Source organism: [Ruminococcus] lactaris ATCC 29176 (genome assembly GCF_025152405.1).
In the GTDB taxonomy this organism is placed as follows: Bacteria; Bacillota; Clostridia; order Lachnospirales; family Lachnospiraceae; genus Mediterraneibacter; species Mediterraneibacter lactaris.
The window spans coordinates 843,412-865,452 of record NZ_CP102292.1 but is presented as its reverse complement, the minus strand read 5'-3'; the positions used below and the strand labels follow the sequence as shown (position 1 = coordinate 865,452).

17 protein-coding genes are annotated in these 22,041 nt (G+C 43.8%); 7 read left to right on the top strand and 10 right to left on the bottom strand.

Annotation, left to right across the window (positions count from 1 at the left end; all coding sequences use genetic code 11):
* Positions 1–2: 2 nt before the first annotated feature.
* The gene (locus NQ541_RS03990) at positions 3–1,277 is read right to left on the bottom strand and encodes a chloride channel protein (RefSeq protein ID WP_005610248.1); all 1,275 of its coding nucleotides are present in this window, start codon (positions 1,275–1,277) and stop codon (positions 3–5) included.
* A 204-nt stretch (positions 1,278–1,481) separates the two neighbouring features.
* On the opposite strand from NQ541_RS03990, the gene NQ541_RS03985 reads away from it, so the two are divergent.
* On the top strand, positions 1,482–2,411 hold the full coding sequence (locus NQ541_RS03985; RefSeq protein WP_005610247.1) for a DUF7916 family protein: 930 nt from the start codon (positions 1,482–1,484) through the stop codon (positions 2,409–2,411).
* Between the two features lie 269 nt (positions 2,412–2,680).
* Entirely contained in the window at positions 2,681–3,910 is a 1,230-nt protein-coding gene (locus NQ541_RS03980) for an argininosuccinate synthase (protein ID WP_005610246.1), read from the top strand.
* Between the two features lie 103 nt (positions 3,911–4,013).
* Here NQ541_RS03980 and NQ541_RS03975 read toward each other — a convergent pair whose 3' ends face one another.
* The 4 genes from NQ541_RS03975 to NQ541_RS03960 form a co-directional block, all read right to left on the bottom strand.
* Entirely contained in the window at positions 4,014–4,271 is a 258-nt protein-coding gene (locus NQ541_RS03975; protein ID WP_023922215.1) for a helix-turn-helix domain-containing protein, read from the bottom strand.
* Positions 4,272–4,289: 18 nt separating this feature from the next.
* Positions 4,290–5,189, bottom strand: a complete 900-nt coding sequence (locus NQ541_RS03970; protein ID WP_005610244.1) for a hypothetical protein — start codon at positions 5,187–5,189, stop codon at positions 4,290–4,292.
* Between the two features lie 298 nt (positions 5,190–5,487).
* A complete protein-coding gene (gene uraA, locus NQ541_RS03965; RefSeq protein WP_005610243.1) occupies positions 5,488–6,750 on the bottom strand; it encodes a uracil permease in 1,263 nt (420 codons plus the stop codon).
* Between the two features lie 178 nt (positions 6,751–6,928).
* Entirely contained in the window at positions 6,929–7,900 is a 972-nt protein-coding gene (locus NQ541_RS03960; protein ID WP_023922211.1) for a dipeptidase, read from the bottom strand.
* A 125-nt stretch (positions 7,901–8,025) separates the two neighbouring features.
* Between NQ541_RS03960 and NQ541_RS03955 the strand changes: the two genes are divergently transcribed.
* The 3 genes from NQ541_RS03955 to NQ541_RS03945 all read left to right on the top strand — a co-directional run bounded on the left by NQ541_RS03955 (position 8,026) and on the right by NQ541_RS03945 (position 9,341).
* Positions 8,026–8,736, top strand: coding sequence for a gamma-glutamyl-gamma-aminobutyrate hydrolase family protein (locus tag NQ541_RS03955; protein ID WP_005610240.1), 711 nt, complete (start codon positions 8,026–8,028; stop codon positions 8,734–8,736).
* Positions 8,737–8,840: 104 nt separating this feature from the next.
* Complete coding sequence (locus NQ541_RS03950; RefSeq protein ID WP_005610239.1) at positions 8,841–9,023, top strand: hypothetical protein; 183 nt, start codon at positions 8,841–8,843, stop codon at positions 9,021–9,023.
* Positions 9,024–9,092: 69 nt separating this feature from the next.
* Positions 9,093–9,341 carry a spore coat protein gene (locus tag NQ541_RS03945; RefSeq protein WP_023922209.1) on the top strand — a complete coding sequence of 83 codons (249 nt, stop codon included), beginning with the start codon at positions 9,093–9,095 and terminating at the stop codon, positions 9,339–9,341.
* 94 nt (positions 9,342–9,435) lie between these two features.
* Here NQ541_RS03945 and NQ541_RS03940 read toward each other — a convergent pair whose 3' ends face one another.
* Positions 9,436–10,830 carry a radical SAM/SPASM domain-containing protein gene (locus NQ541_RS03940; protein WP_044940422.1) on the bottom strand — a complete coding sequence of 465 codons (1,395 nt, stop codon included), beginning with the start codon at positions 10,828–10,830 and terminating at the stop codon, positions 9,436–9,438.
* 133 nt (positions 10,831–10,963) lie between these two features.
* Positions 10,964–11,536, bottom strand: coding sequence for a manganese efflux pump MntP (locus tag NQ541_RS03935; protein ID WP_005610236.1), 573 nt, complete (start codon positions 11,534–11,536; stop codon positions 10,964–10,966).
* 236 nt (positions 11,537–11,772) lie between these two features.
* Here NQ541_RS03935 and NQ541_RS03930 point away from each other — a divergent pair, with 236 nt between their 5' ends.
* Entirely contained in the window at positions 11,773–12,348 is a 576-nt protein-coding gene (locus NQ541_RS03930; RefSeq protein WP_005610235.1) for a TetR/AcrR family transcriptional regulator C-terminal domain-containing protein, read from the top strand.
* Positions 12,349–12,435: 87 nt separating this feature from the next.
* Here the strand turns inward: NQ541_RS03930 and pyk are convergent, their stop codons facing one another.
* A complete protein-coding gene (pyk, locus tag NQ541_RS03925) occupies positions 12,436–13,872 on the bottom strand; it encodes a pyruvate kinase (RefSeq protein WP_005610234.1) in 1,437 nt (478 codons plus the stop codon).
* 122 nt (positions 13,873–13,994) lie between these two features.
* Positions 13,995–14,840 carry a rhomboid family intramembrane serine protease gene (locus NQ541_RS03920; RefSeq protein ID WP_023922202.1) on the bottom strand — a complete coding sequence of 282 codons (846 nt, stop codon included), beginning with the start codon at positions 14,838–14,840 and terminating at the stop codon, positions 13,995–13,997.
* 270 nt (positions 14,841–15,110) lie between these two features.
* Here NQ541_RS03920 and NQ541_RS03915 point away from each other — a divergent pair, with 270 nt between their 5' ends.
* On the top strand, positions 15,111–19,358 hold the full coding sequence (locus tag NQ541_RS03915; protein ID WP_005610232.1) for a 2-hydroxyacyl-CoA dehydratase: 4,248 nt from the start codon (positions 15,111–15,113) through the stop codon (positions 19,356–19,358).
* A 954-nt stretch (positions 19,359–20,312) separates the two neighbouring features.
* On the opposite strand, the gene NQ541_RS03910 is transcribed toward NQ541_RS03915, so the two are convergent.
* The gene (locus NQ541_RS03910; RefSeq protein ID WP_259936506.1) at positions 20,313–21,305 is read right to left on the bottom strand and encodes an Rpn family recombination-promoting nuclease/putative transposase; all 993 of its coding nucleotides are present in this window, start codon (positions 21,303–21,305) and stop codon (positions 20,313–20,315) included.
* Between the last annotated feature and the right edge of the window lie 736 nt (positions 21,306–22,041).

Below are 22,041 nucleotides of genomic sequence, written 5' to 3'. Positions count from 1 at the left end.
CTTCACTGTCTCATTGCTTTATTTTTCTGCTTTTCCGTTGCCCCTCTTTCACTGACCGCTTCTTTCTCTCCATCCAGCTTCAGGACTGCCCGCTGCTGTGCAGTATAGATAGAACTTCCTCCATTCATAAGATACGCAAGGATACATACAACTACCAGCGGAATTGCATTTTCTGTTCCAAATACTTCCAGTCCGATCATAACCGGAGCGAGCAGTGTATTGGTCGCACTGCCAAATACAGCCGCATAGCCAAGTGCTGCACAGACCACAGGGGAAATACCGAGCAGATTTCCTGCAAGGATTCCCAATGATGCCCCGATAGAGAAAAGCGGTGTCACTTCTCCGCCCTGAAAGCCGATTGCCAGTGTCAGAACCGTAAATCCCAGCTTCAATATCCAGTCATACCCATAGATCGTTCCATTTTCAAAGGCCGCTGAAATAAGGTTCGTTCCCAGTCCACTGTATCTGCCTCCGTGAAAAAGGAACAAAAGAACTGCAAGAAATACTGCCACTGCTCCGATCCTTATGTATGGATTTTTTATGGCATTGCCCATCCGTTTTTTCATCCATTGCAGTGTTCCTGAAAAAAGTCTTCCGACCAGCCCGAACAAAATTCCAAGAACGATCAGACTCAGGATCACCTTTGTCTCTGACAGATCCAGCTTCTCACCGATCACTGCTGTAAACTTTTCCAGTCCCAGTATATGAGAGGTAAAAGCGGCTGTGTAAGCACTGATCATTGCCGGCAGTAATGCTTCATACTGCATATATCCTGAAGCGATCACCTCCATTGCAAAAAAGACTGCTGCCAGCGGGGTCTGAAAAAGTCCTCCGAAACCTGCTGCCATTCCGGCAACCAGCATAATCCTGTCATTTTCCGGGCAGCGAAATTTTTTTCCTGCCTCGTGGGATATCACAGCACCGATCTGTACTGCCACTCCTTCTCTTCCCGCACTTCCTCCAAACAGATGCGTCAGCCATGTTCCAACGATTACCAGTGGAACAAGTGCCAGTGGGATCGATTTTCTTTTTTTCTGTCCGGTTTCCAGTACCAGCGTCATTCCTTTCAGACTTTCTTCACTGAACCGGTGATACATCCACACGATCAGCAGTCCTGCAACCGGAAGAAATGGCAGCAGATATCTGTAATGAGCTGTCCTGAAATCTGACAGCCATAAAAGTCCTCTTCCGAAGATTGTATCAATGGCACCGACTGCCACTCCGGTGACCAGTGCCAGAATGCTGTACCGGATCGTGCATTTTATTTTTTCCTTCATTTTCCTGACCTCTTTTTTGCTCTTCTATAATAAGATGATGTCGGGTTCAAAAGCCCCCGACATCATCTTATCGGATTCAGATTTTTTTTGCAACGACCTTGTATTTTTCCCGGGTAATTTTATTATTTTTCCCATTCTGCATTCATCTGTTATATACTGATACTCAGATACCCAATATTTTAAAAAGAAAGAAGGATCTGTAAAATGAAAAAAAGACTGATAGACTGTACTGCCCGTGAACTGGCAGCTTATACAAAAGAGGATCTGCTCAGGGCGATCGCCGAGAGTGAGGGCCGCGTACTTGCCACTGAAACGATTGGAACGGTTACACCCATGCTTGTAAATATCACGAATGCAGAATTTGTTGCTTCGCTGGGATCCGATTTGATCATGCTCAATATCTTTGATGTGAATCACCCAATAATCCAGGGACTTCCTGATGTTGCCCCGGAGGATACGATCCGGGAAATCAAAAGACTGACCGGGAAAATGGTTGCCATCAATCTGGAGCCTGTTGCGTATGTGCCAAAATCCAGTCAGGAAGAAGAATCTGTCTGGGATCTTACTTCAGGACGCTGTGCCACGGTGGAAAATGCAAAAAAGGCGGCTGACATGGGGGTTGATATGATCATTCTGACCGGAAATCCGGGAATCGGGGTAGAAAATCAGGCCATCATTCACGCACTTACCCAGTTGAAAGAAGCAGTTGGTGACCGGGTCATCCTGACTGCCGGAAAAATGCACGCTTCCGGTATTGCTTCTGAAGCAGGTGAAAACATTCTCACACCGGAAGATGTGGATCAGTTTATTGAAGCCGGAGCTGATGTGATCCTGCTTCCGGCTCCCGGAACTGTTCCGGGCATCACTTTGGAGTATGCACGTACCCTGATCCGTCAGGCCCATGCAAAAGAAGCTCTCGCCATGACTACGATCGGTACTTCCCAGGAAGGGGCGGATGAGGCAACGATCCGTCAGATTGCTCTGATGTGCAAGATGGCAGGGGCAGACATCCATCATATCGGAGACAGCGGATATATGGGAATGGCTCTTCCTGAAAATATCACTGCCTACAGCGTTGCGATCCGCGGGAAACGCCATACTTACCGCAGAATGGCTTCTTCTTTGGTACGTTAAATCACCGGATCGTCACTCATTCCTGCATCTGTCATTCTGAATTTTATGCATATGCAGGAATATTTTTGTATTTTTATGCATATATTTGCATATTTTATGTATATTAATTGATTTTATAAATTTTCTCTTGCATAATTATAAAATCTAGTGTATAGTATTCTGTAGCTTATCGAAGCGGAGATTGACAGGACTGCGGTTTTCGCAGGATCCCCTCTCGGTATCTTACCCAGAACCAAAGAGGTATAAATTACATTCAGGAGGCATGAAAAATGAGTAAAGAAAAAGTTGTATTGGCATATTCCGGTGGTCTTGATACCACAGCGATCATTCCCTGGCTGAAAGAGACATTTAATTATGATGTTGTCTGCTGCTGCATCGACTGCGGACAGGGAGAAGAGCTTGACGGACTGGATGAAAGAGCAAAGCTTTCCGGAGCTTCTAAATTATATATTGAAAATATCGTTGATGAGTTCTGTGATGACTTCATTGTACCTTGCGTAAAAGCAGGTGCAGTTTATGAGAACAAATATCTTCTCGGAACATCCATGGCCCGTCCGGCGATTGCAAAGAAACTGGTTGAGATCGCACGAAAAGAGGGTGCGGTAGCCATCTGCCATGGTGCTACAGGAAAAGGAAATGACCAGATTCGTTTCGAGCTTGGAATTAAGGCACTTGCTCCTGATATTAAGATCATCGCTCCATGGCGTATGACAGATGTATGGACAATGCAGTCCCGTGAAGACGAGATTGAATACTGCAGGCAGCACGGCATTGATCTTCCATTTGACGTAAAGCACAGCTACAGCCGTGACCGTAACTTATGGCATATCAGCCATGAGGGGCTGGAGCTTGAAAATCCTGCCAACGAGCCAAATTATGATGACCTGCTCGTATTAAGCACGACTCCTGAGAAAGCTCCTGACAAAGATGAATACGTTACAATGACTTTTGAAGCCGGTGTTCCGAAGAGCGTCAACGGAAAAGAAATGAAAGTTTCTGATATCATCAGAGAGCTGAACGAACTTGGCGGAAAGCATGGAATCGGTATTGTTGATATCGTTGAGAACCGTGTCGTTGGAATGAAATCCCGTGGTGTCTATGAAACTCCTGGCGGAACGATCCTGATGGCTGCTCACGAACAGCTTGAAGAGCTTGTCCTTGACCGTGCTACATATGAAGTTAAAAAAGACCTTGGAAATAAATTCGCACAGATCGTATATGAGGGAAAATGGTATACACCATTGCGTGAAGCCATCCAGGCATTTGTCGATGTAACGCAGCAGTATGTGACCGGTGAAGTCAAATTCAGACTTTACAAGGGAAATATCATCCGTGCCGGCGAGACATCTCCTTATTCTCTGTACAGTGAATCTCTTGCAAGCTTCACTACAGGTGATCTGTATGACCATCATGATGCTGACGGATTTATCAATCTGTTCGGACTGCCACTGAAGGTTCGTGCAATGAAGATGCAGGAAGTTGAGACTCAGAAGAAATAATTCTTTCCGATAAATCTTACGATTATGTCGGGGGCAAAAGCCCCCGACTTTTTTTTACTTTTCATCCTTCTCACGATCTGTCCTGGCTTTTCTTCAAAGAGTTTTATCCTTTTATTTTTCCTTTTATCTCCGGGATCGTCATTTTTTCTTCTCGCATTTTCCGAATCTTATAGATCATCTCTATACTTTCTTCCCGTCTGTAACGCCGGGTCAGATTTTCCTCTGCCTGCTCAAATGGCAGCATCCCTTCTTCCGTATAAAACTTCAGTGTACTGTATCTCACACCGGTCAGCCTGACAAGCTCCCCGATTGTTACATACTCTGACTGTTCTATCACTTCCATGCTTCTCTGTCTGGACATTTTCTCACCTTTTCTTCTCTACCAGTATACCGGAACAAGATTTACGCCCTGGATCGGCACTTTATAGGATCTTCTTGTTGCCGGAAAAATACGATAATACATACCGTCTATTTTCAGGAGCGTCTCGCTGCCTGATCTGACTTCCTCAACATTATGTCCCATCTTTCTCAAAAAATCAACTGCAGCACTTCTCCGTTCTTCTACATTCGTCCCAAATACCACACAGTCAATAAAGATTGCTTTTCTTCTCTCCAGATATGGGAATGCCAGACTGACTCCCTCTAAATAAGGATTTTCAAACAGTTTACTTTTTGCCCGCAGGAAACGCCCTGTAAAGCTCTCAAAAATACTGTGAAATTCTTTTTCCCACAAGATTCTGCAATATTCGTTCTCCGCAGCCATTCCATTCACCCGTTCAAGTACCCTTTCCTGTTCCGTTGCTGAAAACAGATCATGGATACAGCCGCTTTCACGCAGGAGCCACAGGAGACTCAGACACTCCATCGTAATTTCTCCGTCATCCAGGATTTCTGCCCGCAGACATTCCCTGATCCTGAAATAAGTCTGTTCTTCACTCCGATATGATTTCAGTTCAATCCCTGATGAATAATAATTCAGATCGCACCCAAGAAGATCCGGGATCTCGCACAACAGACCTTCCTTTTCCAAAGATTCTTTCACTTTCTGCTCAATCTGACGCTCTTTCTTTTTATTCATATTCTTAGCTGCCTGTACCGCTTTCTCCGCTTCTTCAGCAAATTCAGATAAAGAACATCCTTCTTTTTCCAAAACCGGCATCAGCACTTCCGCTGCCGTGACCGCACGAAGCACCGCACTTTTTGCCACGGATCTGTGAAGGCTTTCCTGCCCTTCCAATGCTATAAGTGCATATTGCTCTGATAAGTTTAACTCTCTCATCCCCGGTCCTCCTTCTCAATTTCAATTATTTTCTCCGTAAATGATCATTCTCTTGACTTCAATCATCTACCATTACTACTTGCTACTCGCCGCTTACTACTTATTACTTACCACTTACCACTTACCACTTACTACTTACGATTTAAATATAACCTGCAAAATCTTTCCTGTCAAGTCAATAAAAAGGAACATCTCTTATGAATCTTGGTATGGTGTGCTGCCTATACCGATCCATAAAGAAATGTTCCCTTTTTTCGTCTGTATCACTGCTCTGTAGCAGTTTTCATAGAATTTCTATCTATTCACTTTCTCTGTCATTCGTCAGTTTCAGCTTATCCAGTACATAGAACATCAGTCCCATCAACATGCCGATCACACATGCCAGTACCATTCCTGATAACTGGATACTTCCAAACTGTACCGTAATGCCTGACAATCCTACTACAAAAATAACGGATGTCATTGCCATATTTCTTGACTTACCATAATCCACCTGAGATTCAACAAGAATACGGATACCCGATGTACCGATCATACCATACAGCAGGAAGGAGATTCCTCCGATCACCGGACCTGGAATGGTATTAATCAGAGTTGTCATCTTTCCGATAAAGGAACAGATAATGGACAGCACCGCTGCTCCTCCGATCACATAGACACTGTAAACCTTTGTCATTGCCATAACTCCGATATTCTCTCCGTAAGTCGTTGTCGGTACAGAACCGATCAGGCCGGAGATCATAGTCGAAAAGTTATCTGCGAATAAAGATCTGTGCAGTCCCGGATCTTTTAAAAGATCTCTTCCGACGATCTTACTTGTTACGATCTGATGTCCGATATGCTCCGATGCAATGACCAGAAGTACCGGAAGAATGATCACGATCGCCTCCCATTTGAACTTTGGTGTTGAAAAATTCGGGAGTGAAAAAAGCGGTGCTGCAGCAACTTCTGAGAAATCTACGATTCCGCAGAGCAACGCAGCAACATATCCTGCAATGATCGCAATCAGGATCGGGATCACGGCAAGGAACTTGCGGAATACAACCGATCCAAGTACTGCCGTCAGTAACGTTACTAAAAACACAATCACATTCTTACTGTCGATCACTTCATCTTTCAGTCCTGCATTTGATGCTGCTGTTCCTGCAAGTTCCAGACCGATCAGTGCTACTACCGGTCCCATGGCTGCCGGTGGAAGTACCACATCGATCCAGTCCGATCCAAACTTATAAATAATCAGAGATAAAACACATCCGCAGAATCCGACTGCAACAAAGCCTCCCAGTGCATAACTGTATCCCCATTTTGAGATAACAATTCCAGCCGGTGCAAGAAACGCGAAACTCGAACCAAGATATGCCGGTGCTCTCCCCTTCGTGATCAGGATGAATAATAAAGTCCCAAGACCGTTCATGAATAATACAACTGCCGGATTGATTCCAAATACAAATGGCACAAGTACTGAAGCACCGAACATCGCAAACATATGCTGAATACTCAATGGAACAAGCATCTTAAATGGAACTTTCTCATCAACCTGAATAATTCTTTTGTTCTCCATGTTACAATTTCCTCCTCTTCTCTCTTCTGATCCTCTTGCACAGAATATGAAAACTGCACTATCAAATCACTTTTTTTATTTTACCATATCCTTGCTTACCTGACTACTTTTTTATCATTACCAAAGGACTTTTCCTCTCACTGTATCTTCTTTTTCCCTGCATTTTTCCGCACTTTTTTCAGGATACTGATGTTTTTCCACATCCTGCCTCTATCACACGGAAAAGATTCCCATAAGCGATCTTTTCTGTCTGCCGTGACGTGATCCCCGCTTTCTGAAATGCATCCCATACCAGTTCTATCCTCTCTGCTCCTTCCAGCTTTTCCGGCAGATCTTTTCTTTCAAATCCATCAAAATCCGTTCCCAGTGCCACTGCATCTTCTCCTGCCATCCGGATCATCCGCTTTGCATGTTCTGCCAGCATTTCCAGTCCTGCCCTCTCTTTCTTTTCAGTCAGGAAAGCAGAATAAAAATTCAATCCCACAACACCGCCTTTTTCGCCCACTGCACGGAGCATCTCATCCGTCAGATTTCTCGGATGTCTGCAAAGTTCCCTGCAATTTGAGTGAGACGCTACAATAGGATCAGTACTGTACCGGATGCAGTCCCAGAATCCTCCGTCCGACAGATGGGATACGTCCACCAGCATCCCAAGTTCGTTCATTCGTCTGACCACTTCGATTCCAAATGGCTTCAGCCCCCGCTGCATGACCTCTGTATCTCTGCTGTTGGGACTGCCGATACAGTTCTCATAATTCCAGGTCAGGGTGAGTAATCTGACGCCCTGTTCATAAAGCTGTTCCACCCGTTCTGCTTTTCCGTTCAGCACACCACCTTCTTCTACCGTAAGTATCCCTGCATACTTCTTTGCCTGCTCCGCTGCTTCCAGTTCTGCCCCTGATCCTGCAACACAAAATTCTTTCGCTTCCTCTTCATGCACCGACTGGATCAGTTTTTCTGCTGCATCAAAAGCTTCTTCCCATCCCGGATATTCCGCTGCATTTACATAGCATGCGAAAAATTGTGCAACAGAATCACTTTTCTTCAATCTCTCGATATCCACACACAATTTATTTTTCCAAAGCGTTCCTTCACTTCTCTTTCTAAATAATTCACTTACTGTATCACAATGCATATCCATCCATTTCATGACACTCACCTCAGTCCTATGTATATTTTTTTCATTTCTTTCATACTCTATCATACATCATAATCCACAGTTTCATAACAGAATTTTTGCCGGACACCGGCAGTCATCAGAACAGGAGGATCTTTATGCAGCCAAAAATCGGAATCGTCATCTGCGGACTGGAGGGAAATCATCAGTTTGTCTCCAATCCTTATATCCAGTCTGTCCGGTATTCTCATGGACTTCCCCTTCTTCTGCCTCTGGTACGCTCAGAAGATCTGCTGAATCAGTATGTTTCCCTCTGTGATGGATTTCTCTTTTGCGGAGGCGGCGATATCACACCGCTCCTTTTTGGTGAATCCCCTCTTCCCGGGAACGGACGTACAAGCATCTCTACCGATATTTTTCAACTGCATCTGATGAGACAGATTCTTTCTTCCCGTAAACCTGTCTTCGCCATCTGCAGGGGAATGCAGCTTCTGAACGTTGCCTGTGGTGGGACGATCTGGCAGGATTTTTCTCTGATTCCCGGAAAGACACTGGATCATATGCAACAAACCGATGTTCGCAGTGATATCAGTCATAAAATCCGTATCGGCAGGACAGGACATTTACGGAAATGTCTCGGAACTTCTCTCTATGTCAACAGTTTCCACCATCAGGCTGTCAATCTCACCGGAAAAGGCATCATAGTCACTGCCCGTGCCTGTGACGAAACGATTGAAGCGATCGAACTGAAAGATTATCCTTTTGGTGTCGGTGTCCAATGGCATCCTGAATGTATGTTCCGCACTTCTCCTGAAATGCGGACACTTTTTAAAAATTTTGTAGAACATTGTTCTGTTTCCGGTGAATAATTTCTGCAAAATAAACCATACTATTCCCGTACCGAAAAAGATCCACCGGATCTTTTGATCGTATGCTTCGCAATTAAAACTGACTGACAAGGAGGAAGTAAACCATGGGAGAGATATCCATTCTCGATCTGCAGAATCTCCGCCATCTGATTGGCGGATATGCAACAACTTATTCAAAAATGACAGACTACGCTTCTCAGACGGAAGACCCGGAAGTCAAAAAATTATTTCAGGATGCGGCAGATTCCGCAATGAAAAATAAGCAGGAACTGATGAAATTTTTATAAGCAGCTTCAGCCCAAAACCCTAAAATTTCAACAGGGAACTCCAAAATGAAATAGAAAAGAGGAATGATCATGAACGAAAAGACAATGGTTGCCGATGCCCTCACCGGTGTCAACGGTGAATTAAAAATGTTCGGGGATATGATCCCACAGACAGAAAATAAGGAACTTAAGCAGTGTCTTAAGCAGATCCGCTCCCAGTGCGAGATGTCCCAGGAAAAGCTGTATCAGATCGCCCGTGAAAAAAGTTACTACGTTCCGGCAGAGAAAGCCACTCGTGAAGAAGTCGAACATGTAAAATCAATTCTTTCAGCAAACTGATAACAGCAAAATGGTGTGATCCCACTTTTCAGATCACACCATTTTTTATCTACCGTTTTTTCTTCTACAGCTTTCTTTTTCTGCAGCCTTCATTTCAGGCTTTTTTTTCTTCTTTCTCTGCTTTTCCTGATTTTTCCCACAGTTCATCCGCTTTCTTTTTCCATATTGATGCGTACTGTTCGCATTTTCCACAAAGATGCTCTACGCTCTCCGGTGACTGAAGATCGGTTGACTTTGCACCGGTCTCATGTACCATCTGCTGTAATTTTTCAGGATTTTCAAGCATCGGGCATGGACGGAGATGATTCTTATTAAATGGCTGGTTATTATGGTAAGCCATAAATAACGGCTGGCGTAATGCATCCAGTACACTGACTTCTTTAATATTGGCACTGGAATAATGGATGAATACACATGGCTCTGCATCTCCATTTGCATTGATATGGAAGTAATTTCTGCCTCCTGCAATACATCCTCCAACGTATTCTCCGTCGTTCTGGAAATCAAATGCAAAAATCTGCTTTCCACCGGTAAAGCCACGGATTTCTCTTACTCGGTGATACATATACTCTCTCTGCTCTTTTGTCGGAAGCAGATCTACTGCCGCATCATTTCCAACCGGCATATAATGGAAATACCATGCATAACGGCATCCTTTTTCAATGATCATATCCAAAAATTCATCGGATGTAACCGTCTCAATATTGGCTCTTGTATAGCAGATCGATGTTCCAAAGATCTGTCCATGAGCTTTCAGAAGATCCATCGCATGCATGACTTTTTCATAGACACCTTTTCCACGACGACCATCATTAACTTTCTCATATCCTTCCAGACTGATGGAAAGAGTCAGATTTCCTACCCGTTCCATCTCATTACAAAATTCTTCATCTACAAGCGTTCCATTCGTAAATGCATGGAATTCGCAGTCATTGTGCTTCTCACATAACCGGATAATATCTTTTTTTCTCACAAGCGGTTCTCCGCCGGTAAGCATATACAGATAAATACCAAGCTCCTTCCCCTGCGTGATCACACGATCCATATCTTCAAAAGACAGATTCAGCAAATGTCCGTATTCTGCTGCCCAGCATCCGGTGCATTTCAGATTACAGGCACTCGTCGGATCCATCAGGATCAGCCACGGTACATTACACTGATATTTTTCTCTTGCCTCATGCATCACTTTGGTTCCATAAAGCATTGCATCAAATCCAAGGTTCAGCGCTGTCGTCTTTAATACATTCGGGCTTACCTCATCAAATAAACGGTTCAGATACTGCATCCACTTATTTTCAGGATCCTGGATCATTTTTCTTGCTGCTTCATATGACTCCGGTTTAAACCGGTCTTTTGCGAAACTTTCCGTCAGATCTACAACCTTCAGAAGTGCTTTTGTTCTGTCGTCATTCTTATTTACATACTTTAAAACTGCATCTGCTGCCACGCTGAATGCTGCTCTCTGTGCCTGAAATTTTAAACCTGCCATTTTTTTCACCTTTTCTCCGGAAGTTCCCGGTCCTTTCTTTCGTCTTTTTTTCCTCAATTTAACCTTCTATTTTATCAGCATATACCAGCTTTCTTATAGTATCCTGATTTCTTATAGTTGTCCTTCCTGCCTCTTACGTCAGCCGGATCAGAAGTTCAATTCCTCCGATCAGAAGCAGACAGCCACCAACTGCCACAATTTTCTTTCTTGCCTGACACCCTGCCCACCATCCGGCATATAGTCCGGCAATCACACTGACCGGAGTGATCAGAAGGATCACTATAAACGTCTTAAAAAAAACTGTATCCAGGAATCCAAATCCAATTCCTGCTATAAATACATCAAGGCTGGTAATTGCCATCCACATTGCAAACTGCCTCGATTCCAGTCTTTCTGCCTTTCGCTCTTCTATTTCTTTTCCTCTTGCCGCTTTGATGATGAGATAAATGCCCAGTCCAAGAAAAATCGCAACCGATATATATTTCCAGTCATTGGCCGCATACTCTACATTTTTTGAAACAACCGGTATCTTTGCCACAAAATTTCCAGCCGTCAGGCTGATCAGATTCCAGAGCGTGAACCCGCCTCCCAGAATCACCAGACTTTTTTTGTCAACTTCACCAACTACAGCACCTCTGCATAATGCATATGCAAAAACATCCAGCGAAAGACCTGCACCGATCAAAATAATTTCAATCCATGACATAATCTTCTCCTTTCAGCTATGCCTTTTGAAATTTCCTCCTTTTCCAGTTATTCTACTCTATTTTTTTTATTTCATTAAGAATCAGCTTTTTTAAACTGTATCTCTGATCAGACATTTTTTGAGATTTGTATTGGACAGGCTACATTTTTGAAGTTTTGTATCCTTTGAACTTTCTTCCTTTTAAGTTTTATGGTATAATCTGCAAAGCAGACTTACGGAAAGGAATGGGATGACATATGGAAGATAAAAAAGAACTTACCAAAGATTTGCTGACTCTATCTTTCAGAGAACTGATCCTTAAGACTCCATTTGATAAGATAACGATCAAAATGATCACTGACGGTGCCGGTGTCATACGTCCTACTTTTTATAAGCATTTTCAGGATAAATACGGGATTCTTGAATATATTCTCCAAAAAGAGATCAGGGAAAAAATTGACGTACTCATTGAAAATCAACTGGAAAATGATATTTTTCTGCTTCTCTGTTCCTGTCTTTCTAAAGACCGGGCATTTTATAAAAAGCTGTACCTGATCGAAGGTCCAAATTCTTTTGAAGAGCAGATGTTCCAGTTTATTTATGAACTGATCTTTTTCCTGTTCAACAAATATCCTTTGAAAGCTCCTTCCCGTCTGAAGATTCTGACCAAAGAGAGTCTTGCAAGATTTTATACCTTCGGGCTGGCTGATTCTATCAAATACACCATAACTCATGATGTCGCTTATGAACCAAAAGAACTGGCTGAAGTTTATGATTATCTGATCCATAACTCTGTGCTGGATCTTGTAGAATATCCGGCACAGGGGAACTAAGAACCTATATAGCAGACAAAAACCCTTACAGCTCTTCTTTTTATTGAAGAACTGTAAGGGTTTCATTCTATCATTGTCTTCCCGAGATCAGTCGATCGTAGCAATTCGCATCATATTGCTTGTATAACTTCTTTCTTTTCCTACATTCGGAGAAGGGATTCCTGCCGTCAGGACAACTACATCCCCCTGCTCTACATACTTCTTTACTTTTGCAAGCTCCATAGCATTCTCGCAGATATCCTCCGTATTGTCATGCTCCAGAGACTTCAGCGGTCTGACTCCCCAGTATATGGACATTCTTCTTAAAGTTCTTTCGTTCGGTGTGATTCCAAGAATCTCCTGTCTCGGTCTTAAATTGGAAACCACCCTTGCAGTTGCACCCGAAACAGTTGGCGTCAGAATACACTTTGCATTCAGATTTGCAGCAGCAAGTACGGAGGAATATCCAATGGCACTGGATACACCGCTCTTTAAATGACCATACTCCTTCTCAAGCATCTCCTCATAATCTAAGTGCTGCTCTGTATTTTCAATGATATGAACCATCATCTGAAGTGCCTCCACCGGGTACTTGCCCTGTGCAGTCTCACCGGAAAGCATCACTGCATCTGTTCCGTCATAAACAGCATTGGCAACGTCTGTTACCTCGGCTCTTGTAGGACGTGGATTCCGCATCATGGAATCCAGCATCTGGGTTGCTGTAATAACTGTCTTAAAGTGACTGTTACACTTCTGAATGATCATCTTCTGCAAATATGGAACTTCCTCTGCCGGAATCTCCACACCGAGATCTCCACGGGCAACCATAACACCGTCTGCTGCACGGATAATTTCATCAATATTGTCAATTCCCTCTGAATTTTCAACTTTTGCAATGATCGGAATGAACGGTGCTCCGAGAGACTTCAGATAAGCCCTGATCTCCAGGATACACTCTGCATTTCTCACAAAGGATGCTGCGATAAAATCAATTCCCTGCTCTGCACCAAACTTGATATCTTCTTTATCCTTCTCTGTGATCGCCGGAAGACGGATCGGTACATTCGGCACATTCACACCTTTTCTCTCACCAAGCTCTCCACCGTTGATAATCTCACAGATCAGTTCTTTTTCTTTCTTCTCGACTACTTTCAGTCCGATCAGTCCGTCATCGATCAGGATTGTCTTTCCCCTGCTCACATCATTGATCAGTCCCGGATAAGAAATAGATACGATATTCTCATCTCCTGCCACCTCTTCTGTCGTAAGCGTAAATTTCTTTCCGGCCTCCAGCATGATCTTCTTTCCGTCCTTCAGCAGTCCGGTACGGATCTCCGGTCCTTTGGTATCCAGCAGGATCGCAACATTAGAATGCTCCTCCTCACGAAGCTCCTTCAGAAGATCCATACGGCTTTTCTGCTCTGCATGATCTCCGTGGGAAAAATTGAAACGTGCCACATCCATTCCATTCCGGATCAGCTTTCTCATCAGTTCTTTATCATTCGTATTGGGTCCCATCGTACATACTACTTTCGTCTTTTTCATAGAAACTCTCTCTCCTTTTCATAATTAAATTACTCTTTTATTTGTATCAGATTCTGTATCATCTTCATGGAGCCGGTTCTGACAACAGCTCAGATTTCAGCTCCATCTCTTCTGTCGGTTTCTTACTTTACATGCTCATGCGTAAAAAGATGATCCTGACAATATTCATAATTTCCATTACACTTGGAGCAGAACCGGAACTCAAGGTTCGGATCATCCAGTTCTGTCCTTCCACATACTGCACAACGGTGTCTTGCCCCATTAGAATAAGTCATATGCGGTCTGGACTGCTGCCGGAACTTTGCCTTACGTGCCTGTTCCTTCGGTCCAAATCTTTTTATATTTCTGCTGGAGCAGAAAAAGATCACAAAATTAAGTAAAGAAGCTCCGATCGCAACTTTTACTGCAAGGCTTCCTGTGAAGAAATAATACAGTGCCATTGCTGCATAGACAAGTGCCATCCACTTCATCTTAATCGGCAGAATAAAGTAAAGCATCACTTCCATATCAGGATAAATTGAAGCGAATGCCAGGAAGATCGACATCGTAATATAATTCGTGCTGATCAGTCCGATGCTGGACATCGGAAGTGCAACTCCATAAATAAGATAAAATACTCCGTATAAAATAAATACAGCGATCACAGTAAAGAAAATACCGGAAAAAATATAGACATTATACCGGAATGTCCCCCATGTCCGCTCCAGGGCTGTCCCCAGTGAATAGTACAAAAGTACTAAAAAGAAAAGCGAAAAGAGACTTCCCGTCGGTGGAATCAGTACCCATGAAATAATCCTCCAGATCTGCCCGTGCAGGATATAATACGGTTCTAGTGTAAGATATCTAAGCAGATTCGGTGCAAGATAATAAACCGCAAACCCGATGACATATCCTGCCAACAGATAAACCGTCAGGTTTGGAATCGCATAACGTCCGAATTTTCTTTCTAATTTGTCAAGCCAGTTCAATACATTAACTCCTTTTTTTACCAAAATTGTTCTTCTACCATACATCAGTCATTGTACCGTCCGGGCTTTATTTTGTCAAACCAATGTTATTATTTTCCTTAAGATTTAACAAGTTCTTTATGAATATTTCAGAATCATGAACAACAATTACAATTGTCTTTTCCCTTCGGATGTCGTATAATGTTATGTATTGCGAATCTGTAAACGCATTTAATAAGAAGTAACTCATACATATATCATAGACCATTACGAAAGATTGGGGATAGTAACATGAATTCAAAAGAACTCTATACTTTGGGAATCGATATTGGTTCCACGACCGTTAAGATTGCCATTCTGGACAACGAGAACGAAGTGCTTTTCTCTGATTATGAGCGTCACTTTGCCAATATTCAGGAAACTCTGTCAGATCTTCTCGGACGTGCCATTTACAAACTCGGACCGATTCAGGTCTCTCCTGTTATCACAGGAAGTGGCGGACTGACACTTGCCAAACATCTTGGCGTACCTTTTGTGCAGGAGGTCATTGCTGTATCTACAGCTCTGCAGGATTACGCTCCACAGACTGATGTTGCGATCGAGCTTGGCGGCGAGGATGCCAAGATCATCTATTTTGAAGGCGGAAATGTCGAGCAGCGTATGAATGGTGTCTGTGCCGGTGGTACAGGTTCCTTTATCGACCAGATGGCATCTCTCCTCCAGACCGATGCATCCGGTCTGAATGAATATGCTAAAAATTATAAGGCTCTTTATTCGATTGCTGCACGCTGTGGTGTATTTGCAAAGACAGATATCCAGCCGCTGATCAACGATGGTGCTGCCAGAGAAGACCTTGCTGCATCCATTTTCCAGGCGGTTGTCAACCAGACGATCAGCGGACTTGCCTGCGGGAAACCGATCCGTGGACATGTCGCTTTCCTGGGCGGACCGCTTCATTTCCTTTCAGAACTGAAAGAAGCTTTCATCCGTACACTGAAACTGGATGACGAGCATATTATTGCACCGAACCATTCTCATTTATTTGCTGCGATCGGTTCTGCTCTCAATTCCAAAAAGGATACTCCGATGGCTCTTCTTGAAATGCAGAAGCGTCTTGAAGGAAAGATCAAGATGGAATTTGAAGTGGAACGTCTTGATCCTCTCTTTGCAACCACGAAAGACTATGAAGAATTTTCCGCACGCCATGCACAGCATCAGGTTCCGGTAAAAGATCTTGCAACCTACAGAGGAAAGGCATTCCTTGGAATCGATGCAGGTTCTACCACCACAAAAGCTGCCCTGGTCGGAGAAGACGGTACTCTTTTGTATTCTTTTTATCATAATAATGAAGGAGATCCGCTTGGCACAACCATTTCTGCCATCAAGGATATTTATGACCAGTTGCCGGAAGGTGTGGAGATTGTCCACTCCTGCTCTACCGGTTACGGTGAGGCACTGATCAAATCCGCACTGATGCTGGATGAAGGAGAGGTGGAAACAGTATCCCATTATTATGCAGCTTCTTTCTTTGAACCGGATGTAGATTGTATCCTTGACATCGGTGGACAGGACATGAAATGTATCAAGATCAAGAACCAGACTGTAGACAGTGTCCAGCTCAACGAGGCCTGCTCTTCCGGCTGCGGTTCTTTCATTGAAACTTTCGCCAAATCCCTGAACTACTCTGTGGAAGATTTTGCTCAGGAGGCACTGTATGCCCAGAATCCGATCGACCTCGGTACACGCTGTACTGTATTTATGAATTCCAAAGTAAAGCAGGCTCAGAAAGAAGGAGCCTCTGTTGCTGATATTTCTGCCGGACTTGCCTACTCTGTTATCAAGAATGCTTTATTCAAGGTAATCAAAGTTTCTGATGCTTCTGAGCTTGGTAAGCATATCGTTGTACAGGGTGGTACTTTCTATAATAATGCGGTTCTCAGGAGCTTTGAGAAAATTGCCAACTGCGAGGCGATCCGTCCTGACATTGCAGGAATCATGGGAGCGTTCGGAGCTGCCCTGATCGCAAGAGAACGTTATACTGACTGCGAGGGAACCACCATGCTCTCCATCGATGAGATCCGTTCCCTGGAATATTCTACAACCATGACCAAATGTCGTGGATGTACCAATACCTGCCGCCTGACGATCAACCATTTCAGCGGCGGCCGTAAATTTATCACCGGAAACCGCTGTGAGAGAGGTCTTGGAAAAGAGAAATCAAAGAATCAGATGCCGAACCTTTTTGAATATAAGCTGCATCGTTACTTTGATTATACTCCTCTCGAAGAGGCAGATGCCCGCCGCGGAGTGATTGGTATCCCGCGTGTTCTGAATATGTATGAAAATTATCCGTTCTGGTTTACATTTTTCACTGAACTGGGATTCCGTGTCGTTCTTTCTCCGGCATCTACGAGAAAGATTTACGAACTTGGAATCGAATCCATCCCGAGTGAATCCGAATGTTATCCGGCCAAGCTTGCACACGGACATGTGCAGTGGCTCATCAACCAGGGAGTAAAGCACATTTTCTATCCTTCCATCCCTTATGAGAGGAAAGAATTTGCTGATTCGGACAACCATTATAACTGCCCGATCGTTACTTCCTACCCGGAAAATATTAAGAACAATATGGATCCGATCGTGCATGGAGAAGTTGATTTTATCCATCCGTTCCTGAACTTTGAAAGTGAGGATACAATCTCTTACCGTCTGATTGACGAACTCGGAAAGAAATTTTCTCTTTCTGATACAGAGATCCGTTCTGCTGTACATAAAGCATGGGAGGAGCTTGCAGCCTGCCGTCAGGATATGAGAACGAAAGGAGAGGAGACGATTCGTTTCCTGAATGAGACCGGCAACCGTGGTATCGTTTTGGCGGGACGTCCTTATCATATTGACCCTGAAGTCAACCATGGACTCCCTGAACTGATCACATCCTACAATATTGCAGTACTGACAGAGGACTCCGTCTCCCATCTTCATCAGGTAGAACGCCCTCTGAATGTCATGGATCAGTGGATGTACCATTCCAGACTTTATGCAGCCGCAAATTATGTGAAGACTACTGAGAATCTGGATCTGATCCAGCTAAATTCCTTCGGCTGTGGTCTGGATGCCGTAACGACAGATCAGGTTGCTGAGATCCTGACCAATTCAGATAAGATTTATACAACACTGAAAATTGATGAAGTCAATAACCTGGGAGCTGCAAGAATCCGTGTCCGCTCTCTCCTTGCTGCGATCCGTGTACGTGAGAAAAAGCAGGAACAGAGAACGATCCGTCCGTCTTCTATTGAAAAAGTACCGTTTACAAAAGAAATGCGGAAGACTTATACCATCCTCTGCCCACAGATGTCACCGGTTCACTTTGAACTTCTTGAGCCTGCATTCCGTGCAGCAGGATATAAGATTGAAGTACTTCCGAATGACAACAAACAGGCAGTCGACATGGGACTGAAATATGTAAATAATGATGCCTGTTATCCTTCTCTGATCGTAGTCGGACAGATCATGGATGCCCTGCTTTCAGGAAAATATGACCTGAACCAGACAGCCGTTATCATCAGTCAGACCGGTGGCGGATGCCGTGCCTCCAACTATATTGGATTTATTCGTCGTGCTTTGAAAAAAGCCGGCATGGGACATATCCCGGTCATCTCCATCAACTTAAGCGGACTGGAGGAGAATCCTGGTTTCAAGCTATCTCCGGCACTGGCTCTGCGTGGATTGTATGCTGCTGTATTTGGAGATATTTTCATGAAATGCGTTTACCGGATGCGTCCATACGAGGCCGTTCCCGGCACGACAGACCAGGTTCACCGGAAATGGGCAGAGGTCGTGAAGAAATTCGTATCGGAAGGTTATCCTTCCCGCCGGAAATTCAAAAAACTCTGCAACGAGATCATTCATGATTTTGATACCATTGAAACGCTGGATATCAAAAAGCCACGCGTCGGAATCGTAGGAGAAATTCTCGTTAAATTTCTGCCGGCTGCCAACAACCATCTTGCCGAACTGCTTGAAAGCGAAGGTGCAGAAGCTGTCGTTCCTGATCTGCTGGACTTCCTGCTTTACTGCTTTTATAATCAGAATTTCAAGGTGTCACATCTTGGCATGAAGAAATCAAAAGCAACGGTCGGTAATCTTGGCATTAAGGCACTGGAATGGTTCCGTTCCCCTGCTTCAAAGGCATTTGAGCAGAGTAAGCACTTTGATCCTCCGGCACATATTGAAGATCTTGGAAAAATGGCTTCTGAGATCGTATCACTCGGAAATCAGACCGGTGAGGGCTGGTTCTTAACCGGAGAAATGCTGGAGCTGATCCACAGCGGTGCAGGAAATATCGTTTGTACGCAGCCATTCGCCTGCCTGCCAAACCACGTAGTCGGCAAGGGCGTTATCAAAGAACTCCGCCGCAGACATCCGGAGTCCAATATCGTAGCTATTGACTTCGATCCGGGTGCAAGTGAAGTAAACCAGTTGAACAGAATCAAACTGATGCTGTCAACAGCGTTTAAGAATTTGGAGAAAGAGAACTAAATTTGTAGTTGTTGGGGTGAAAATGATTCGGTAGCAGGAAGGCTTTTTGACAGAAGAGCGTCCATATCCACACTTGTTGTTGCATCGCAGTGCAGAACCCGCTTTACCTCAGCCCGTTGACAACTTGTAACAGGAACGTGGAAACACTCGTGCAGAGGCACTCTTGTTTACGTTCCTTAACAAGTTGGGCAAAGTGTCTTCGGAACGCTCCCTGTCAATGCACTGCTCACGCAACAGCAAGTGTGGATATTGGGCGTTTCAAGTCAGAAAGCTTTCCTCACACCCGGACATTTTCTCTCAACAAACACGAAATTTCAATAAGAAATAAAGAGCCGAATGGCTATCAACTAAGATGAATGATTAGTCAAATAGTAAAGATGTCGGGGTCAAAAGCCCCCGACTTTGATGCCTACGGATTGCTCCGTGCTACGCACTCCCACAATCCTACCCAATATTCGCATATCGTGGGATTATCATCCCACTTTTATGCTCATATCGGGGCGGGTCCTAAGGTCTTTCACCCACCTATGAGCAAGCTCATGTGGGCTTAGACCTTTTGACCCTGGCATCTAGTAAATACAATATCTACTGTCTAATATTTACGATCGAATATCTTAGTCAATAGCCATCCGGCTTTTTCTATCCTTTTGAAAATTGCATTGTTGAGTGAATACGCTGTGGAGCTAAAAACTTCTTATTGAGATGGTCAGCGGAAAGCAGGGTGTTCCTGAGCAGGTGCATTAGCAGGGAGCGTTCCGAAGACACTTTGCAGCGTTTGTTAGAGAAAGTAAATCGAGTGCCATTGCACGAAGATTTCCACTTTCGAGTTACAAACGGTCAACGGGCTGAGGTAAAGCGGGCCTGCACCGCGAAGGAATATCTCTGATTTCCGCGTCCTCTTCGCCATAAAGAAGTCTTTTGCTTTACAAGCGTATCACCCCAATAACTACAAATTTATCCAACTACAGCCAGTATCCTACTGATTCCATCAACCGATTCTCTCAGTACTGCTGCGATCGCATCTAAAGAATACCCAAGCTTTTGCATTTGAAAGGCGACATCCTTCTTAAGAGCTGTTTCTCCTTCGGCAATCCCTGATTGTCTGCCCTGCTCTATTCCAACCTCCATGCCTGCTTGAACGCCATCGTTATAAATATCTTCCAGTGCTTTACACATATCCAGTTCCTCCCTTTCGTTCTTTTCTACGTTTATCTCCATAAGCTGCCGGGAATTTAAGAATGCTCCAAGTGCATGATAAGTCTCCAGATCCAGCTTTTGGAAATAGTCTTTATGATTTGCCACATATGTACGCAATGCGTATTTATCCTGACTACATTGTAGCATACCGAAGATGATTTGTAAATCACTTTGAAAAGATTCTAAATTTTTCAGTCTTCTGACATCGACGAGGTTAATGTGATAATTGGGAAGGTACTTTTTCATCAGTTCTGCATGGTTCTTTTCTGTACCAAGATCGAACATCTGATGCAGTTCCAAAGGTCCATCCCACTCCTCTGTCCCATAATAGAAGATCAAAGTAATCACCGGGATGAGTTTATCATTCTTTTGAAACCGGGAAAGAAATTCAGCCGAAGAAAGACGGGGCGGACGTTCTTTCCATTTGACCCGCACCTGTTCTGCGTATTCCATGCTGTCATAGAGCATTACTTTCAACGGTGCAGCGTAATGAATGGCAGTCTGTGATTCCACCGCCAGCAGCATCAGCACAGCCTGATCCTGCCAGTTCATGATGATATCACGGTATTGCTTTTTTACAACATTTTTCCCCTGAGCGTCCTGAAGACTGACTGCGGTTGTCTCCGGGCTGGGGTGAAGGTTCTCCGGCAGGATCACGGTTTCCCCATGAAATAAAATGGCATTGAACAGGTCTGCGAACCGTTTCGTATCCTTAAGCCAAAGATTAACATTTACATCTGCTTGTCCCATAGGCAAGTCCTCCTTAACAAAAATATAATCGTTATCATCAAAATGAAAATCTCTGACCGAAATGGTCTTGAAATATGAGATGCGTCCGTGGTAAGGTTTCAGAAATAAATCTTTAAAGGACTTTTTCAAAGGCTTTTCTTTAAAGATTGTCCTGAAATTTTCTACTTATTGGACATCAGACATAGAAAATGAAAATGAAATCTGTCTGAGATTTTGATGTGAGATGAGTATAAGATAGTGTAAGAAAAAAATCAATTAAAAGAGTTTAAAGTTTGTATGAAATAAGTATAAAATTTGTATTTGTTGAAGAGAAAATATCCCAGGAGCAGAAAGTCTTTTGACAGAAAAACGTCCATATCCACACTTGCTGTTGCATCGCAGTGCAGGACCCGCTTTACCTCAGCCCGTTGACAACTTGTAACAGGAACGTGGAAACATTCGTGCAGAGGCACTCCTGTTTACGTTCCTTAACAAGTTGGGCAAAGTGTCTTCGGAACGCTCCTTGTCAATGCACTGCTCACGCAACAGCAAGGGCGGATATTAGACTTTTCAAGTCAGAAAGAGTTCCTCGTACCGGGACATTTTCTCCCAACAAAGACGAAATTCCAATAAGAAATAAAGAGCCGGATGGCTATCAACTAAGATGAATGATTAGTCAAATATTAAAGATGTCGGGGGCAAAAGCCATCCGGCTTTTTCTATCCTTTTGAAATTTGCATTGTTGGGTGGATACGCT

Bases quoted from the DNA above. Each gene is read 5' to 3' on its own strand.
- NQ541_RS03990 (WP_005610248.1), bottom strand. From the start codon at position 1,277: ATGAAGGAAAAAATAAAATGCACGATCCGGTACAGCATTCTGGCACTG.
- NQ541_RS03985 (WP_005610247.1), top strand. From the start codon at position 1,482: ATGAAAAAAAGACTGATAGACTGTACTGCCCGTGAACTGGCAGCTTAT.
- NQ541_RS03980 (WP_005610246.1), top strand. From the start codon at position 2,681: ATGAGTAAAGAAAAAGTTGTATTGGCATATTCCGGTGGTCTTGATACC.
- NQ541_RS03975 (WP_023922215.1), bottom strand. From the start codon at position 4,271: ATGTCCAGACAGAGAAGCATGGAAGTGATAGAACAGTCAGAGTATGTA.
- NQ541_RS03970 (WP_005610244.1), bottom strand. From the start codon at position 5,189: ATGAGAGAGTTAAACTTATCAGAGCAATATGCACTTATAGCATTGGAA.
- uraA (WP_005610243.1), bottom strand. From the start codon at position 6,750: ATGGAGAACAAAAGAATTATTCAGGTTGATGAGAAAGTTCCATTTAAG.
- NQ541_RS03960 (WP_023922211.1), bottom strand. From the start codon at position 7,900: ATGAAATGGATGGATATGCATTGTGATACAGTAAGTGAATTATTTAGA.
- NQ541_RS03955 (WP_005610240.1), top strand. From the start codon at position 8,026: ATGCAGCCAAAAATCGGAATCGTCATCTGCGGACTGGAGGGAAATCAT.
- NQ541_RS03950 (WP_005610239.1), top strand. From the start codon at position 8,841: ATGGGAGAGATATCCATTCTCGATCTGCAGAATCTCCGCCATCTGATT.
- NQ541_RS03945 (WP_023922209.1), top strand. From the start codon at position 9,093: ATGAACGAAAAGACAATGGTTGCCGATGCCCTCACCGGTGTCAACGGT.
- NQ541_RS03940 (WP_044940422.1), bottom strand. From the start codon at position 10,830: ATGGCAGGTTTAAAATTTCAGGCACAGAGAGCAGCATTCAGCGTGGCA.
- NQ541_RS03935 (WP_005610236.1), bottom strand. From the start codon at position 11,536: ATGTCATGGATTGAAATTATTTTGATCGGTGCAGGTCTTTCGCTGGAT.
- NQ541_RS03930 (WP_005610235.1), top strand. From the start codon at position 11,773: ATGGAAGATAAAAAAGAACTTACCAAAGATTTGCTGACTCTATCTTTC.
- pyk (WP_005610234.1), bottom strand. From the start codon at position 13,872: ATGAAAAAGACGAAAGTAGTATGTACGATGGGACCCAATACGAATGAT.
- NQ541_RS03915 (WP_005610232.1), top strand. From the start codon at position 15,111: ATGAATTCAAAAGAACTCTATACTTTGGGAATCGATATTGGTTCCACG.
- NQ541_RS03910 (WP_259936506.1), bottom strand. From the start codon at position 21,305: ATGGGACAAGCAGATGTAAATGTTAATCTTTGGCTTAAGGATACGAAA.